The following is a 16,338-nucleotide window of genomic DNA, read 5'->3' on the forward strand; positions in this document are numbered from 1 at the left end:
TTACAGTATGTTTTATCCTGTGCCAAGGTGGAGATATTTGACTTTTGGGGAGTAATCTATATATAATGAGAGATATAAAATGACAGAGATGCCCCTTGTGGTATCTTTTGAAGATAAGGCGGAAACGCATATGAACAGCAAGATTAAAATTATCGAAGACCTTTCCCTGAATGCCTGGCCCTCACATCAGATGCAGATCTATGATGGATGGATCCTCCGGTTTTCTTATTTTTACACCCACAGGACCAACTGTGTGGAACAGATTGGGCCGTCTGCCATTCCACTCATGGATAAGATCGCATACTGCGAGGAGATTTATGCAAGATGGGGAACTCCCACCATCTTTAAGATCAATCCCCTGATGGACAGTTCCTTTGACCAAAAGCTCATGGAGCGCGGGTATCACATTGCCCACACTACAGAGGTCATGACCATGAACCTGGAGAAGTACATGGTGCAGAAACCATTAAGGCCCGTATTCTTAAGCCGGGAAATATCACCGGATTGGCTGAACGGACTGTTTTCTTTAAAGGGAACGGAAAATGAGATACATAAAAAGATCGTGCCCTCTATGTACAGGGCCATTCCGAAAGACACCATATTTGCGTCCATTTATGATGGGGGAAAGATCATAGGGACAGGACTGGGCATATTAGACAGGGATCACGTGGGGATATACGCCATACATGTGGCGGAAGAATACCGGCGGCAGCATTTAGGAGAGTCCATATGCAGGTCTATCTTAAATTCAGCCATCGACGAAGGGGCCACGGAAGCCTATCTCCAGGTTGTGGAAGGCAATGTGGGGGCGCGGAAACTTTATGAGCGGCTGGGATTTGCATATTTTTATACTTATTGGTTCCGGCAGGAAAGCTGCCGGCCTTTCTCCCAGGATAAATATCCCGACTCAGCTTCCCGGGGTTGACGCCGGACCCATTCTATGCAATAATTAATTAAATGATAAGTCAATTAATTACGGAAGGCGGTCCTATGGCAAGAAAAAAGATACCGGAGAATTACGAAAAAATGAGGCAGGGCATTATAACGGCTGCTATAGAGCTCATGGTAAAAGGCAGTATAACAGACTTCAGCCTGACAGATGTGGCAGAGAAGGTGGGTTTGTCCAAAGCTGCCCTCTACTGGTATTTTCCAAACAAAAACGCTTTGATTGACCAGGTTGTCCAAAACATTTACGACACCTATATCGGATACATAGAAAAAATAAGCAGCAGCGATCTGAGTTCCTATGAGAAACTCAGGCTGATAGTCCTGGGGGAGGAGGATACCCTTCAGGCTGCCCTGATGTGCGTGTTTCCCATCAAATTCTACCTGGACTCCTACTCAGAAAGCCATGCGGTAAAGACCCTCGTCAAAAACGGCTATGAAAGATACAATTCCCTCATCACAGCCCTGCTGGAAGAAGGCCTCCACAGCGGCGAGTTCCATTCCGACTTACCTGCCGGGGAGTTGTCCAAATTCATCACAGGAGCCATCGACGGCCTGGCCTTTCAGAATCTCCTGGTCTCCTCCGAAAAACCGGAAGTATCCAGGGCCATTATTTTTTCCGTATTAGACCAACTCCTAAAACCCCCATCAACCAGAAAAGAGGAACCAAATGACTAAAAAAAGAAACTTTTGGAGCATCATCCTTGCAATCCCATTTATCCTTGCAGTCTTAACCTGTTTCATCGTAAACTTCGCCCTGGAGCAGCAATTTAACTGGTCTCTGCTGGTAGCCGCAAGCTGTCTCTTCGGCTATCTGGCACTATACACCCTGATATTCGGCGGAAAACACCGCATCCTTCTCACCTACCTGGTCATCTGTATCCTGCTGATCCCCTTCCTGTACATCACAGAATACACAGCCAACCTCTACATCCCCCAGCCCATCTACTGGGTCACAAAATTAGGCATCCCCATAAGCCTTGCCTGGCTGGCCGCCCTTGCAGTCACCGCCCTTCTCAGAGCCCTGACACACGCCAACGCCTTCCTGACAACCGGCTGCTTTATCCTTGCCTTCTACTTTGCAGAACGTTACACCAACAACCAAATAGATGCCTTCACAGGTTTAAACGAGTCCTGGCGCCTCTCCGACCACTACCCCCTCCTCTACTTCTCCGCCGCCGCCCTCTTCCTCCTGATAGGCCTGATCACCACCGCCGCCAACCACTCCCACCCCCGCCAATAAACGCCCTCCATTAACCACCCGATATCCCCCAAAAAGAGATATAACATTTATCAGACAAATCCTTCCTAAGAAACAAAATCAGAACAATGAAACAAATTCTGATTGATGTGGTAATAAAGGAGTGAAATAAAATGATTTACGAACCCCAAAATCTAAAATATAAAAAAGCAATGTATGAAAAAAGAGATAAATGGCTCATTAGATTAGCATTTTTATTTTGGGCAGTGTTGTTATTCCTTTATGTGAACATAGTAATTCCCTATGTAAAATCAACAATTGGCTTTTTAGGTATTATTGTTGGTGGTATTGCCGTTATTACTATTATTTATTTCTTTACTGTATTCTTTGTTTTAATGCGGAGAGGACGTCAGTTCAGAAAAATGAACAACGATATTGTAAGAGAATATCACGAAAACAAAAATGGAGAACTCTTTTTAGAAAAACTACTTGCAATGGATATGAAACCAAAAGATATGAATGATGAAATGACATGGTATCTCAATATTGCAACTGCATTTAATGTATTAGGTAAACGAAATGAATGCATTGCTTTATTCAAACAATTAGAAGAAGTTGCAACAGAAAAAGACAAAAAATATATTCAAAATAGTATTAAATTTCTTCAAGAACAATCAGAAAAAGATAATACTAATTAAGTGGTAAGTAAAATTAAGAAAAACGGGAGATAGACAGATGTTTTGTGCTATCTCCCATATTGTTTTAGTGTCATATCAAGGATCATTCAATCGAAAGTATAGTATTTATGAGGATAATCAAAAATTAGATATAAAATTTAATTTTAATCTTTTAAATCTTTTTTCTCTTTAATCTTTTTTCTTTTAAGTCTTATTTTCTTCTAAGTCTTTTTTTCTTCTAAGTCTTTTTTTCTTTAACATTTTTTTCTTTAACATCTTTTTCATCCACAACCGCATTAGAACGTCAGGCGGAACAGTGGATGGGAAGGCGGGGGACCGGTTGGTGTGGAGCGATGTTCGTGGAGCGCCCGGGAGATCCACCTGCCCCAGACACTTAGTGAAGAGCGCACTCGCGATGAACTTAGTGACTGGGAGCAGGTTAGCTCCGGGGCAGCGGAACGCTTCGCTCCACACCAACCGGTCCCCCGCCTTCCCATCCACTGTTCCGCCGTCCCCCCTTCTAACTCACCCTACCGAAAAAACACCCCCCCTAACTGCAAATCCCTCTTAAACTCCCGAATCCGAGTATCCCCATCAATATAAACCGCCTCAATTCCCATAGCCGCAGCCCAGTCACCCATCTGTTCCGCCGTAATATCATAAGAAAACGCCGTATGATGCGCTCCTCCGGCCAGGATCCACGCTTCCGCACCGGTAGCCAGATCCGGCTTTGGTGTCCAGAACGCCGTAGCCACTGGCAGCTTAGGCATAGCCTTCTCCGTCTTCTTGCAGTCCACATCATTAATGATCAGACGGAACCGATTCCCCAGATCAATCAAAGAAGCTGCTATGGCAGGACCTGTCTTAGCCGTAAACACAAGACGAGCCGGGTCCTCCCTGTCACCCATACTCAGAGGGTTCACCTTAATACTGATCGGACCATCCGAAATGGTAGGGCATACCTCCAGCATATGCGCCTGCAGGATCCCTTCCTTACCCGGAACCAGGTTATAAGTATAATCCTCCATGAAAGAAGTACCCTTGGCGCCTTCCATCCCGGCTGTCATGATCTTCATCAGACGAACCATGGCAGCTGTCTTCCAGTCACCTTCCCCGCCGAATCCGTATCCTTTTTCCATCAATCTCTGGATTGCCAGTCCCGGAAGCTGTTTCAGTGAGCCTAAATCGCCAAAATGAGTGACAATGGCCTGATAATCCTTCTCCTCCAGGAACCTTTCAAATCCAATCTCAATCTGGGCCTGGACTGCCACATGACGTCTGAACTCCTCCGGGTCTCTTCCCTCCAGAAGGATCTCATATTTGTCATAATACTCTTCCACCAGCGCGTCTGTATCACCTTTTGACACAGCCTCCACTGCCTCTGCGATCTCATTCACCGGATAAGCGTCAATTTCCCAGCCGAATTTAATCTGGGCCTCTACCTTGTCCCCTTCTGTCACAGCTACGTTTCTCATGTTATCTGCAATTCTCATGACACGGATATGGCTGCTCTCCATAATACCCACTGCTGTGCGCATCCAGGACGCAATCTTGCCCTGTACCTTTTTGTCACTCCAATGGCCGACCACCACTTTCCGCTCAATTTCCATGCGGGACACAATATGGCCATACTCCCGGTCTCCGTGAGCAGACTGGTTTTCATTCATGAAATCCATATCAATGGTATCGTAAGGGATCTCCTGATTGAACTGTGTATGCAGATGCATCAGCGGTTTTCTGTACTCCTGCAGACCCAGGATCCAGGACTTAGCTGGTGAAAAGGTGTGCATCCATGTGATAACACCTGCGCATTCTTCATCTGCATTTGCCTCATTGAATGTTTTTCTGATAATTTCATTTGTGATCAAAGTCGGTTTCAGGATCACTTCATAAGGAAGCATCCCCGATTTATTTAATTCCTCTACGATGATCCTGGAATGTTCAGCCACTTTTCTGAGACATTCATCCCCGTACAGATCCTGAGACCCTGTGGCAAACCAAAATTTGTAATTTCTTCCTGTTTTCATTAATATCACCCTCCTGTTAATGTCTTCACTTGTTATTCTTCAAATGTATGATATTTTTCTTTTATCATAGAGCTTGTACGGTTATCTTTACAAGTTGTATTCACAGGAAGGGTACAAGTTTTTTAGTTGTACGCCTTTACTTGAACCAGTTTCCCGGGGAGGAAAAACCGTGGGCAAAATCCCCCGGCTCCTCATTTACATCAATAAGGGAACTGACATAACATTTGATCCTGTTGCTTCCGCCCCCTGCATCTTTGAACAGACGGCTGATACGTTCCGCCACGCGGAAACAGTTTTCCTGCGTAATGCCCGGAAGCATGACCAGAAACTGGCAGGAACTATACCGGGTATATAAGTCTCCCCGGCGCAGGGACAGTTTAATGGCAGTCTGAAATTTTTCCGCTGCCTTACTGATCTTCTCCTCATTTTCAATGGGAGTACCCGTGTTGTCTGTCAGTGTGCACAGCATGAGAAAAACCGACATCCCCGTTCGCTCTGTCATGCGCACAATGATCCTGTATGTATCAATAAAACTGGGCAGGGAACAGAAATAAGCCCCTTTCCCTTTTGTCTTTTCCTTTAATTCTCTGCGTATTTCCCACATATCAGAGGTAACGCCCCGGATCTGGCTGCTCATGGCATGAAAACGCTCCTGCATTTTATCCGATGGGGTCAGTCCAAACTCGTTATAATACAGGGACGCCGTCTCCTCATAGACCTTCAGCGCCTCCTTATGCCGGTATAGGGCCAGCAGGCTGTCGATCCGCCAAAGCTGCCACTCCTCATAGGGATAAATAGAAGCGGCCCGGGTACTGATATACAATATCTCCTCATATTCCCTCCGGTTTTTCAAAATAGAAAAAAGCTCCCGCAGGCAATTAAAATAAAAGTCCCTATACTTTACACCCGCGATCACTGCCCATGCCTCTGAGGTGACGGTGGATAAAAATTCCCCTTTATAGAGACTGCAGGCCTCCTTTAAAAGCTCCTCCTTCTTCTCACCGCTCGCGGTATGGGCCTCCTCGATCAATGCCTCCATCTGATGGACATCCACGACTGCCTTTATATGCTCATTCCACCTGCAGACGCCTCTCTGCACGGTGATGTAGGGATCATCAGGCATACCTGCTTTTTTGAGCTGTCTGCGGAGTCTGAAAATGGTGTTGTTGAGGCTGCTGTTTCCATTCTCCACACCATTTTTGCCATAAAGATTATCAATCAGTTCTGTCTTGCCTATTCCATCCTTCAGGTGCAGCATAAGAAGCTGAAACAACTGGACAAATTTTGCCGGGCTGCTCCTGTCGAAAACAACGGCAGCCCCCTCATAAGAAATAGAAAAACCACCCAGCATCCGGACCCTCATAATTCCGGTATTTCTTTCTCTCTCCATCTTTTATATCTCCTGCAATCTGTGTGCCGTAAAAAAGGCCGCCCCTCATCCAGGACGGCCTCTCTTTTTCATATCTGCTCTTTTTTCCTTAAATGTTCCATATTTATTTGTTGCTCAAATATTCCTCGATACTTTTCATAGCTTCGACTTCGTCTTCGCCTTCAACTGATACAGTCACGCTCTCACCAGCGTCTAATCCCAAACTCATCATACCCATGATGCTCTTTGCATTTACCTTCTTTTCCTGACTCTCCAGATAGATATTGCTGGCATACTGGCTAGCTACCTGCACGAGTAATGCAATCGGTCTTGCTTCCAAGCCGTTTGAAATACCGATGGTAATTGGTTTACTGATCATATCTGTTCCTCCTTGTTCCCTCTGAGCTCCTCTGCTATGCTGCCGATCTTCCGCAGTCTGTGATTGACTCCTGATTTTCCCACTGGCGGTGTTAATAACATGCCAAGTTCCTTCAAAGAAGCCTGTGGATATTCCAGCCTTATCTGTGCGATCTCTTCCAGATTATCCGGAAGCCGTTCCAACCCAATGGTGTCACGGATATAGGCTATATCCTCCATTTGTTTTACTGCAGCATTTACAGTCTTGTTAATATTCGCCGTTTCGCAGTTAACCTTACGGTTCACGCTGTTGCGCATTTCTTTCAGTATCCTGACATTCTCAAGATTCATCAAGGATACATTGGCCCCCATGAGGCCTAAAATTTCTACGATCTGTGCGCCTTCTTTTACATAAACAACTTCGTGCTTCTTGCGGCTTACAACTTTTGCATCCACTTCAAAGGATTGCACCAGTTCCTGAAGCTGCTGAGCTTTTGACAATGTGGAACATACGATTTCAAAGTGATAAAACTTCTCTGGGTCACTGATGGATCCGGCACATAAAAATGCCCCCCGCAAAAATGCTCTCCTGCAGCAGCTCTTCTGGACAACCAGAGGGTTCACAAGAGCGGCACAGGGCATTGGCTGCCTGTCTGCTGTCAGATACTTTGCTGCCTGCAAAATTCTCACGGTATCTTCCTGACCTCGTACTTCAATCACAAATCTGTTGTTTCTTTTTATTAAACGTTTATCTATAGAAATTTCTCTATCTATTTTAAATGTTTTTTGCAATAAAGTAAAGCACTTTCTTATAACACTTTCATTTTCTGTAGAAAAACAGAGAAACGCATCGCCTCTCTCTGTCCTCTGTATCTCACCGCAAAAGCTGAAAATGGCCGAAAGCTCTGCTATCTGGCAATGCCGCGCAGGGCTGACCAAGCGCTCCAGCTCACGTTTTACGCTTCCGGAGAATGACATTTCTTCGCATCCTTTTCTATATCTCTATGTTCGATCCGTATTCCGTATTCTTCTGACTTTTTAAGCCGTCTGTAAAGCTCATTGGCCAGAGTCACACTGCGGTGCTTACCACCGGTACATCCAATGGAGATCACAAGCTGAGATTTCCCTTCGGATATGTAATTGGGGATCAAAAAACGCAGCATATCCTCCAGTTTATCAGAAAACTCCTGTGCCAGTTCAAATCCCATCACATAGTCACTGACCGGCTTGTCGTTGCCGCTCAGAAAACGCATTCCTTCTATATAATAGGGGTTCGGCAGAAACCTCACATCAAACACCAAGTCAGAGTCCCCGGGGATCCCGTACTTAAAGCCAAAGGACAGGACTGTGATCATCAGGTTTCTGAATTTCTGGTTCTCCACAAAGATCTTCTCCAGCTCTTCCTTCAGCTCCCTGGTAAGGAGCTGGCTGGTATCCAGAATGTAATCTGCAAATTCCCGCAGAAATGCCAGCCTGGACCGCTCCAGCTTGATCCCTTCATCCACCCTGCCGTTGCCGGAAAGCGGATGGGAACGCCGCGTCTCTTTGTATCGTTTTACAAGAGTCTTGTCGTCCGCATCTAAAAAAAGGATTTCAGGCTGGAACCCCGGCAGCCGCAGCCGCTCCAAAACGTGTTCCAATTCCGATAAAGCTTTGCCGCTCCTGATATCCACACCCACGGCTACACGCTCGATCTCTCCTGAACTTCCGTCCTTTACAAGCTGCGCAAACTTTTCTATTAAGAGTATAGGCAGATTATCCACGCAAAAATATTCCATGTCTTCCAGCATCTTCAAGGCCGTACTCTTACCGGCACCTGACATTCCCGTCACAATTACAAAACGCATATAAGATCCTCTCTGGTAACCACTTTAAAACTCGCCCAGGAACTTCACTTCCGGCTCCAGGGTAACGCCGAACTTCTCCCGGACTCTCCTTTGTACTTCCTCTATCAGGTTCTTCACATCCTCGGCTGTGGCATCTCCGGTATTGACAACAAATCCGCAGTGCTTCTCAGAAATCTGTGCCCCGCCCACCTGAAAACCGCGAAGGCCTGTATCCATGATCAGTTTACCTGCAAAATACCCCTCGGGCCGCTTGAAGGTGCTCCCTGCACTTGGCATATCCAGCGGCTGTTTGCTGGTACGGCGCTCTTTGAAGTCATCCATCTGTTCCTTAATGTGGGTTGCCTCGCCTTTATTCAGCCTGAGCACTGCTTCCAGTACAATATATCCTTTTTCCTTTACGATACTTGTCCGGTACCCCAGATTCAGTTCTTCTCTCTTCAGGCATATCACACTGCCCTCTGCATCCATGACTGTGACTTCCTCCAGGACATCCTTCATCTCTCCGCCGTAAGCACCTGCATTCATAACAACAGCGCCTCCCAGGGTCCCCGGAATACCGCTTGCAAATGCAAACCCGGCCAGACTGTGGTCCAGAGCCACCGCTGCGATCTTGGAGAGGAGTGCCCCCGCCTTAGCCCGTATGACCTGCCCGCTGACTTCAATATCACTCATATTCTTCCAGAGCTGAATGACAACGCCCTTATACCCCTTGTCGCTCACAAGGAGATTGCTCCCATTTCCTAAAATGAAAAACGGCAGATCCTCCCTTTTACAGATATGTAAAATCTTCCGCAGTTCATCCACGCTGTGAGGACGAAGGTAATATTCCGCCGGTCCTCCAATACGAAATGTTGTATGTTTTTTCATTGGTTCATAGACATTGACATTGTCACTGCCCAGACACTGACAAAACTCATTTTCTATTTTTTTATTCACTCTCTTACCTCTTGCTCTGATAATATTATATAAATCCAAATGACACAGCAAAAACAGTTTCAGACAGAAATTTTATTTTCTGTCTGTCTTCTGTCGCATCCCAATTAAATCTTTTATCACCTCTCCGGCGATCATCAGTCCGGCAACTCCCGGAACAAAGGATATACTGGAGGGCACCGGCCTTCCCGTGGACGGCCTGGTCTCCTGTGTCTGTACCTTTTCCTCTTTTAGGCCCATCCGGCGTTTTTTTTCTTTCGGCGCAAGCTCTGTGGAAAAAAGCACCTTAACCTTCTTTATCTTTCTTTTTTTCAATTCTGTCCGCATGACCTTTGCCAGGGGACATACACTGGTCTTCGCAATATCCGCGATCTGAAAACAGGACGGATCCAGCTTGTTTCCAGTCCCCATACAGGATATGACCGGCTTATTGCAGGCCTTTGCCCTCTCTATGAGAAGGATCTTAGCAGAGACCGTGTCCACTGCGTCAACAATATAATCATAACTGGAAAAATCAAATAAACTGACTGTCTCAGCAGAAAAAAAAGTCTCATAGGTATGAACCACTGCGTCCTCATTGATATCAGCAATGCGCTCTTTCGCTACCTGTACTTTTTTTCTTCCGATCGTAGAACGAAGCGCTACCAGCTGTCTGTTCAGGTTTGTTACTGCAACTTCATCGTGGTCCACCAAGATCAGGTTCCCCACACCGGCTCTTGCCAGTGCCTCCACCACATAGGACCCCACACCGCCCAGGCCAAACACTGCGACCTTGGAATCGGCAAGGATCTCCAGTCCCTCTTTTCCTATTAATCCTTCTGAACGGGAAAATGCATGCAGCATACTTGCGGTTCCTCCTAAGTAAAAACTATTTTAATCGAATAACGGCTCGCTTCCCGGGCTCGCCGCTTCTTTCATGTACCGCCTTGACCTAGGTCAAGCCGTATCGAATAACGGCTCGCTTCGCGGGCTCGCCGCTTCTTTAATGTACCGCCTTGACCTAGGTCAAGCCGTATCGAATAACGGCTCGCTTCGCGGGCTCGCCGCTTCTTTAATGTACCGCCTTGACCTAGGTCAAGCCGTATCGAATAACGGCTCGCTTCGCGGGCTCGCCGCTTCTTTAATGTACCGCCTTGACCTAGGTCAAGCCGTATCGAATAACGGCTCGCTTCGCGGGCTCGCCGCTTCTTTAATGTACCGCCTTGACCTAGGTCAAGCCGTATCGAATAACGGCTCGCTTCGCGGGCTCGCCGTTATTCTTCATTATACTATTAAATCCCTTAATTGTATAGAACTAGTTTTTCATCTTTGGCTTAAAAATAAGGCTGGCCAGGTATGCGAATATGAGGGCTGCGGAGATTCCCACAGCGCTGGAAGTAAAGCCTCCCATGAAGATTCCGATGAATCCCTGCTCTCCGATGGCCTTTTTTACGCCTTTCCAGAGAAGATTTCCAAATCCGAGAAGGGGAACGCTGGCGCCTGCGCCGGCAAAATCCATGAGCTTGTCATAGATTCCCACTGACCCCAGAACAGCTCCTGTGCATACCAGAAGTACCATAACGCGGCCCGGCAGCAGCTTTGTCTTGTCTAAAAGTATCTGAACCAGGGCACAGATCAGCCCTCCGACCCAAAATGCATTGATATAATCCATATTAACTGCCTCCTGTTATCCTGCTTTAGCAATGCTCCACCACAACAGCCTGGGCGATTCCCGGCACACTTTTTCCCTCATTGTAACTGACTTTGGACAAAAGCGCTCCTGTGGGGACAAAAAGTACACGTTTCCATTCCCCCTTCTCGATCTTGGGGAGAATATAAGACGCAAAGGTTACGGCTGAACAGCCGCAGCCGCTTCCGCCTGCATGTGTGTCCTGGGATTCCTTGTCATAGATCTCTATGCCGCAGTCCATATGCTGCTTCTCAATGTCAAAGCCTTTTTCCTTCAGCATGTCAAAGAGGATATGCTGCCCCACTTCTCCCAGGTCACCTGTAATGATCCTGTCGTAATCCTCAGGCATACGGTTAAAGTCCATCAGGTTCTGGTAAATGGTGTCACAGGCAGCCGGGGCCATACAGGCTCCCATATTCAGGGAATCCTTGAGGCCGAAATCAATGATCTTTCCTGTGGTAATGCCGGTGATCCGGGCCTTTCCCCCTTTTGTTCCCAAGACACAGGCTCCGCTTCCCGTTACCGTCCAGGTAGCGGACAGGGGACGCTGGTTTCCGTATCCGAGAGGAAAACGGAATTCTTTCTCCGCACTGCCGAAATGGCTGGAGGTGACAGCCACCACATAGTCACCGTATCCTGCCGCCACAGCCATGGAGGACAGGGACAGTGCCTCCCCCATAGTGGCGCAGGCTCCATACAGCCCGTAAACGGGTGTGTCAAACCCTATAATACCAAAAGAGGAGGCAATGGTCTGGGCCAGAAGGTCCCCCACGTAAATGGTGCGTATCTGCCAGTTCTCCAGCTCTGCCTTCCCGATCGCCATGGTGACAGCCTCCTTCTGCAGGACACTCTCCGCTTCCTCCCAGGACTGGCATCCGAACATGCCGTCCTCGCCGCCTATGACGTCAAAGCATTTTCCCAGAGGGCCGTCCCCCTCCTTCTTCCCTACAATGGAGGCTCCGCTTAAAATATGAACCGCATGTTCAAACTGAATACTCTGTTTGCCGATTGTCTGTTTTCTCACTTCTGTCATCCCACGATCCCCCATAATTTAAGAACATAATAGACGGCTCCCAATACTGCTGAAGTCAGGATACCATAAAGGATCACCGGACCTGCAATAACGAAAATCTTACAGCCAATCCCGAATACCTGTCCCTCTTTCTGATACTCAATGGCCGGTGCTGCCACAGAATTGGCAAACCCGGTAATAGGCACCAGGGTTCCGGCACCGCCCCACTTTGCAATTTTGGGATAAATATTGAAACCGGTACAAAGTACGCTTAAAAGTACCAGAATCAGAGAGGTCCAGCCGCCGCTGATCTCTTTATCCAGTCCCTGGCTCATACAGAAATTCATGATCCCCTGACCCAGTACGCAGATTGCGCCGCCGCATAGAAAAGCACGGCACATGTTTTTAAACAGGTTGTGGGTGGGTGTCACCTGTTTTACATATTTTTCATATTCTTTGGCTTTTTTCTGTTTTTCCTGCTCCGCTGCAGTTGCCATAACTTTCACCATCCTTTTTTTCCTGCTTCATGATCATAGAAGCTGCTTGTAACCATCCAGCCGGTCCAGTGCTCCATCCGGCCCGAAACCGGACGAAACGGAACACCAGGCCTTTACTGAATGATTACGCTTTCAGATAGTATGAGAATGTTATGATAAAAATATGTGCGGGAAAAAATTATGATTAAGTTGTCAAAACGCATACTTCGATTTCGCAGAAAATTTTTCAGGACATCCGACCAATATATAGTAGGTGTGTTGGAGATATATTCGCTATATATTGATCGGATGTCCTGGAAAATTAACGAGTAAGCAGAGTATGCGTTTTGACACCTTAACCGATCATGAAAAAAGAAAGGCAAATCCGCGGATATGCAGATTTGCCTCAACACAGCGATCGTCAGTATTTCTTACGCAGTCAATGTTTCCAGGCAGTCAGCGCCTGTCATTGTACTGCTCAAATCCTTCTTCAATCTCTTTTAAAATTTTCGCGTATCTGAGAAGTTCTTTCTGGATCTCCTCTTTGTCATCACGCTCCTGCTTATAGCACACCCGGTGCTCCATGCTGGCCCAGAAATCCATACCAATAGTCCTGATCTGCACTTCCACCGGATAATATTCCGTGCTGTCAATGGTGCAGACCTGAATGCCCAGAACCATGTGATAGCTCCGGTAGCCGTTCTTTTTCGGATTGGCAATGTAGTCTTTTTCTTTGATCAATATAAGATCGTTCTGCTTTTTCAGCTGCTCGGCAAGCAGTTCCACATCTCTCTCAAAATAGCAGATAACCCTGGCACCTGCAATATCCTGAAGATTTTCCTTGGCATTTGTAAAGCTGGGGCTCAGTTCCATCCGCTCCAGTTTATCCTCAATACTTAGTTTCTGCTTGATTCTGGACTGGATATTGTGAATAGGATGGGATGCACTGCCATACATGGAATGGTTCAGCACATCCAGCCTGGCCTTTAGAAGGTTAAGCGCATCCTGATAGGGAACAATCAGATCATAATATTGTTCATTTGTCATATACCGTCCTCCTTTATGGGCAGACCATCCCCCTGTCTGCCCGCTCCCTCTACTATAACATAAACCGGCATATCCATAAATAAAGACGGGCTGAACTTTTTCTAAAAGGCTTATAAACTGTTACTGTACACAGGCCACTGTACCGGGAGGCGTTTTCATGCCGAAGGCATGAAAATCCCGAGGCAGCCCCGCACCCGGCAGCCATATCTGCTTTACTTTATGTCGTAAACGCTTCGCAGCCTGAGTGTATCAGCATTTCCGGAGATGATCTCCACCTCTTTTGTATCCCCGTTCAAGTCAAAATAATTGTCGGAAAGGACAAGGTCTTCCTCTTCATTGAGGATCTCTACACTTTTTGCATAGGATGACGCTGTGACCCTGATCTTATTTCCCTCTTTTTCCCAAGTCAGACAGGGGTCTTCATAGCGGAAATACTTCGGGTAGGAAAAAATGACCGTCCCCTCTGACAAAACCTGTGCCTTCTCCTCCCCATCTTTCACTTCTATGGCCTGGAAGCTGACGTACTGGGTAAATACATCCGCATGGGGAAGCTCTGTCTTCTCCATCCACACAGCCGAGAGGGCGGGTACTGTTATCTCCTGTTCCTCCAGGTGCAGGATTTCTGCCTTTTGGTTACGGAGCTGCCAGCAGACTTTGATCTTTTTATCCTCCAAAGTTTCATTGGCCACATTGAGGCGGATGGATTTTTCAAATGTAAAATGCTGGCGGTTCATGTTGGCCTCCTGGGTCATCCAGCCCTCCTCCCTGCAGGAGATCATCACCGGGGCAAAAAAGCGTTTCGCATAATAATGAAGCGCTTTCCACCTGCCGCCGTAGTCAATGGAGGACCAGGATACCACAGGCCAGCAGTCATTTAACTGCCAGTATACAGCACCCATGCATCTTCCCCGGTTCCTGCGGAAGTGCTCCACCCCATAGCGGATGGCATCTGCCTGGAGAAGCTGGGATGCGTATAAAAGGGTGGTAAACTCTGTTGGATACCGGTAAGTCTGCTGCAGATAATTCATGATCTTTCCGTTGGCTCCGTAATTCCTCTGGTGTTTTTCCATAACATAGGAGAAAATGTTAAAGTCCTCCGGGTCGTCCGTGATCTGCTCCAGGGTCTTTTTAAAGGGAAATGCCTGAAATCCGAATTCTGAGGCGTAGCGGAAAAAATGCTTTCTGTACTCAGAAAAAGGACGGTTGCCGTGCCATACTTTCCAATAGTGTACATCTCCCCTGTCAGGGTCATTGGGATCATCAAAGGAACCCCCTGAGGAGGGGCTGGCAGGCCAGTAAAAGGTCTGTGGGTCGTATTTTGACAAGACTTCGGGGAGGATACGCTCATACATGAACAGGTAATCCCTCACCTCTGACGGCTTTGTGACCCAGCATCCCTCATCCACGAACATTTCCATCTCATTATTGCCGCACCACAGGCCAAGGGAGGCATGATGCCGGATCCTCTTTATGTTGTCCGCAAACTCCCGGCGGATATTCTCCTCAAATTCCGGCGTCAGTTCATAGACAGAGCAGGCGAACATAAAGTCCTGCCAGACCAGGAATCCCATCTCGTCACACAGCTCATAGAACCAGTCCTCCGGATAGCAGCCTCCTCCCCAGACACGGATCACATTAAAATTAGCCTCCCTGCAGGCTTCCAGCAGTTTTCTCGTCTTCTCCCTGCCGGTCCTGCCCAGAAGATGGTCCTCCGGGATATAGTCTGCACCCATGGCAAATATGGATCTTCCGTTTAATTCATGGGCAAAGCTCTCCCCCCACCGGTCCTTTTCCCTGCGCATTGTGACCTGCCGCAGGCCGATCTTTCGCTCCCATGTATCGAGTATAGCACCCTGATAACAGAGTGTAACACAGATGTCATAGAGGGGCTGGCTGCCCAGGTTGTTGACCCACCACAGCTTAGGGTTTTCAATGGTCAGTTCCTCGGGGGAATCCTCCAGGACCCAGATTCTGCCCTCCGGTTCCTTAATGCGGACTGTGTAGGTAAAGGGGGACGGCAGGGACTTCACAGATTCCCGGACTTCCACCCGGAAAGCAAGGCTGACCCGGTCCTCCCCATGGCTCTGCTGTATATACACATTGTCAATTCTGGCTTCCTGAATGCCCAGAAGAGAGACCGGGCGGAAAATACCCGCATCCGGAAGATGTGCTCCCCAGTCCCAGCCAAACATATAGTGGGCTTTTCTCAGGTGCATAAACCCTTCGTATGTATCGTCATTTCCGATATTACCGTATTTTTTGTAAGCTTCGGCAATGTATTTCAGAGGGGAATGAAAGATGACCTGTAATTCATTTTCCCCTTCCTGCAGGAGGTCCTTCACGTCAAATTCCCAGATCCGATGCATATTAAAGGCTTTTCCTGCGTATGTTTGGTTTACATAAATTTCAGCCAAGGTGTCCAGACCTTCAAAATGAAGGACAACCCTGTGGTTTTTAAGCATCCCCGGAAGTAAGGTGAACCGGCATCGGTACTCATAGTCTTTTTCCATGAGGGCACAGATCTTGTCCTCATTGTCCTTCCAGAACGGGTCCTCCATCTTGCCGTTTCTAAGCAGATCCGTATAAACGGTACCCGGCACCACTGCCTCCTGCCAGGCTGTACTGCCCAGCTCCCTCATCTGCCAGACCGTACGGTCCTGTCTCCCTGTCCGGAGGGCGTTATCCTCTAACTTTGATATTGGTCCGGCAGTCCTGTATAATGCCTGCCTTTGTCCTTGTGTATTTAAACTTCGTATTTCCATGATCAGCTCCTTATAA

General features: G+C 47.4%; 16 protein-coding genes. 4 read left to right on the top strand and 12 right to left on the bottom strand.

Annotated features, from left to right (window positions below):
• Positions 1-79: 79 nt before the first annotated feature.
• From CI595_RS05360 to CI595_RS05375, 4 genes are all read left to right on the top strand, one after another.
• Positions 80-925, top strand: a complete 846-nt coding sequence (locus tag CI595_RS05360) for a GNAT family N-acetyltransferase (protein ID WP_330397249.1) — start codon at positions 80-82, stop codon at positions 923-925.
• Positions 926-990: 65 nt separating this feature from the next.
• Positions 991-1,623, top strand: a complete 633-nt coding sequence (locus tag CI595_RS05365) for a TetR/AcrR family transcriptional regulator (protein WP_104804153.1) — start codon at positions 991-993, stop codon at positions 1,621-1,623.
• On the top strand, positions 1,616-2,188 hold the full coding sequence (locus tag CI595_RS05370; protein ID WP_095172213.1) for a hypothetical protein: 573 nt from the start codon (positions 1,616-1,618) through the stop codon (positions 2,186-2,188). Before CI595_RS05365 ends, CI595_RS05370 begins: the two co-directional genes overlap by 8 nt.
• 131 nt (positions 2,189-2,319) lie before the next feature.
• A complete protein-coding gene (locus CI595_RS05375) occupies positions 2,320-2,844 on the top strand; it encodes a hypothetical protein (RefSeq protein ID WP_095172214.1) in 525 nt (174 codons plus the stop codon).
• 509 nt (positions 2,845-3,353) lie between these two features.
• Here CI595_RS05375 and araA read toward each other — a convergent pair.
• From araA to CI595_RS05440, 12 genes are all read right to left on the bottom strand, one after another.
• Entirely contained in the window at positions 3,354-4,850 is a 1,497-nt protein-coding gene (gene araA / locus CI595_RS05385; RefSeq protein WP_095172216.1) for an L-arabinose isomerase, read from the bottom strand.
• Between the two features lie 136 nt (positions 4,851-4,986).
• Entirely contained in the window at positions 4,987-6,240 is a 1,254-nt protein-coding gene (locus CI595_RS05390; protein ID WP_095172217.1) for an AfsR/SARP family transcriptional regulator, read from the bottom strand.
• 103 nt (positions 6,241-6,343) lie between these two features.
• On the bottom strand, positions 6,344-6,598 hold the full coding sequence (locus CI595_RS05395) for an HPr family phosphocarrier protein (RefSeq protein WP_018597868.1): 255 nt from the start codon (positions 6,596-6,598) through the stop codon (positions 6,344-6,346).
• The gene (whiA, locus tag CI595_RS05400; protein WP_095172218.1) at positions 6,595-7,554 is read right to left on the bottom strand and encodes a DNA-binding protein WhiA; all 960 of its coding nucleotides are present in this window, start codon (positions 7,552-7,554) and stop codon (positions 6,595-6,597) included. Before whiA ends, CI595_RS05395 begins: the two co-directional genes overlap by 4 nt.
• Positions 7,533-8,423 carry an RNase adapter RapZ gene (rapZ, locus tag CI595_RS05405; protein WP_095172219.1) on the bottom strand — a complete coding sequence of 297 codons (891 nt, stop codon included), beginning with the start codon at positions 8,421-8,423 and terminating at the stop codon, positions 7,533-7,535. Before rapZ ends, whiA begins: the two co-directional genes overlap by 22 nt.
• A gap of 24 nt (positions 8,424-8,447) precedes the next feature.
• Positions 8,448-9,359 carry a UDP-N-acetylmuramate dehydrogenase gene (gene murB, locus CI595_RS05410; RefSeq protein ID WP_095172220.1) on the bottom strand — a complete coding sequence of 304 codons (912 nt, stop codon included), beginning with the start codon at positions 9,357-9,359 and terminating at the stop codon, positions 8,448-8,450.
• 72 nt (positions 9,360-9,431) lie between these two features.
• Positions 9,432-10,199: a tRNA threonylcarbamoyladenosine dehydratase gene (locus tag CI595_RS05415; RefSeq protein WP_095172221.1), complete on the bottom strand. Its 768-nt coding sequence runs from the start codon at positions 10,197-10,199 to the stop codon at positions 9,432-9,434.
• Between the two features lie 451 nt (positions 10,200-10,650).
• Entirely contained in the window at positions 10,651-11,007 is a 357-nt protein-coding gene (gene spoVAE, locus CI595_RS05420; protein WP_065543208.1) for a stage V sporulation protein AE, read from the bottom strand.
• Between the two features lie 25 nt (positions 11,008-11,032).
• The gene (locus tag CI595_RS05425; protein WP_095172222.1) at positions 11,033-12,058 is read right to left on the bottom strand and encodes a stage V sporulation protein AD; all 1,026 of its coding nucleotides are present in this window, start codon (positions 12,056-12,058) and stop codon (positions 11,033-11,035) included.
• A complete protein-coding gene (locus tag CI595_RS05430; RefSeq protein ID WP_243135104.1) occupies positions 12,055-12,546 on the bottom strand; it encodes a SpoVA/SpoVAEb family sporulation membrane protein in 492 nt (163 codons plus the stop codon). The genes CI595_RS05425 and CI595_RS05430 overlap by 4 nt, the downstream gene beginning before the upstream one ends.
• Positions 12,547-12,969: 423 nt before the next feature.
• Positions 12,970-13,560 (bottom strand): GTP pyrophosphokinase, encoded by a 591-nt coding sequence (locus CI595_RS05435; RefSeq protein ID WP_095172223.1) that lies wholly within the window; start codon positions 13,558-13,560, stop codon positions 12,970-12,972.
• A 212-nt stretch (positions 13,561-13,772) separates the two neighbouring features.
• On the bottom strand, positions 13,773-16,199 hold the full coding sequence (locus CI595_RS05440) for a beta-mannosidase (RefSeq protein ID WP_095172405.1): 2,427 nt from the start codon (positions 16,197-16,199) through the stop codon (positions 13,773-13,775).
• Between the last annotated feature and the right edge of the window lie 139 nt (positions 16,200-16,338).

The sequence above is a fragment of the Blautia hominis genome (assembly GCA_002270465.1).
Classification (GTDB): Bacteria; Bacillota; Clostridia; order Lachnospirales; family Lachnospiraceae; genus Blautia; species Blautia hominis.

Coding starts and splice junctions, on each gene's coding strand:
- CI595_RS05430 (WP_243135104.1), bottom strand. CDS start 12,546: ATGGTGAAAGTTATGGCAACTGCAGCGGAGCAGGAAAAACAGAAAAAA.
- CI595_RS05435 (WP_095172223.1), bottom strand. CDS start 13,560: ATGACAAATGAACAATATTATGATCTGATTGTTCCCTATCAGGATGCG.
- CI595_RS05395 (WP_018597868.1), bottom strand. CDS start 6,598: ATGATCAGTAAACCAATTACCATCGGTATTTCAAACGGCTTGGAAGCA.
- whiA (WP_095172218.1), bottom strand. CDS start 7,554: ATGTCATTCTCCGGAAGCGTAAAACGTGAGCTGGAGCGCTTGGTCAGC.
- CI595_RS05370 (WP_095172213.1), top strand. CDS start 1,616: ATGACTAAAAAAAGAAACTTTTGGAGCATCATCCTTGCAATCCCATTT.
- CI595_RS05375 (WP_095172214.1), top strand. CDS start 2,320: ATGATTTACGAACCCCAAAATCTAAAATATAAAAAAGCAATGTATGAA.
- rapZ (WP_095172219.1), bottom strand. CDS start 8,423: ATGCGTTTTGTAATTGTGACGGGAATGTCAGGTGCCGGTAAGAGTACG.
- CI595_RS05415 (WP_095172221.1), bottom strand. CDS start 10,199: ATGCTGCATGCATTTTCCCGTTCAGAAGGATTAATAGGAAAAGAGGGA.
- araA (WP_095172216.1), bottom strand. CDS start 4,850: ATGAAAACAGGAAGAAATTACAAATTTTGGTTTGCCACAGGGTCTCAG.
- CI595_RS05390 (WP_095172217.1), bottom strand. CDS start 6,240: ATGGAGAGAGAAAGAAATACCGGAATTATGAGGGTCCGGATGCTGGGT.
- CI595_RS05425 (WP_095172222.1), bottom strand. CDS start 12,058: ATGACAGAAGTGAGAAAACAGACAATCGGCAAACAGAGTATTCAGTTT.
- CI595_RS05360 (WP_330397249.1), top strand. CDS start 80: ATGACAGAGATGCCCCTTGTGGTATCTTTTGAAGATAAGGCGGAAACG.
- spoVAE (WP_065543208.1), bottom strand. CDS start 11,007: ATGGATTATATCAATGCATTTTGGGTCGGAGGGCTGATCTGTGCCCTG.
- CI595_RS05365 (WP_104804153.1), top strand. CDS start 991: ATGGCAAGAAAAAAGATACCGGAGAATTACGAAAAAATGAGGCAGGGC.
- CI595_RS05440 (WP_095172405.1), bottom strand. CDS start 16,199: ATGAGGGAGCTGGGCAGTACAGCCTGGCAGGAGGCAGTGGTGCCGGGT.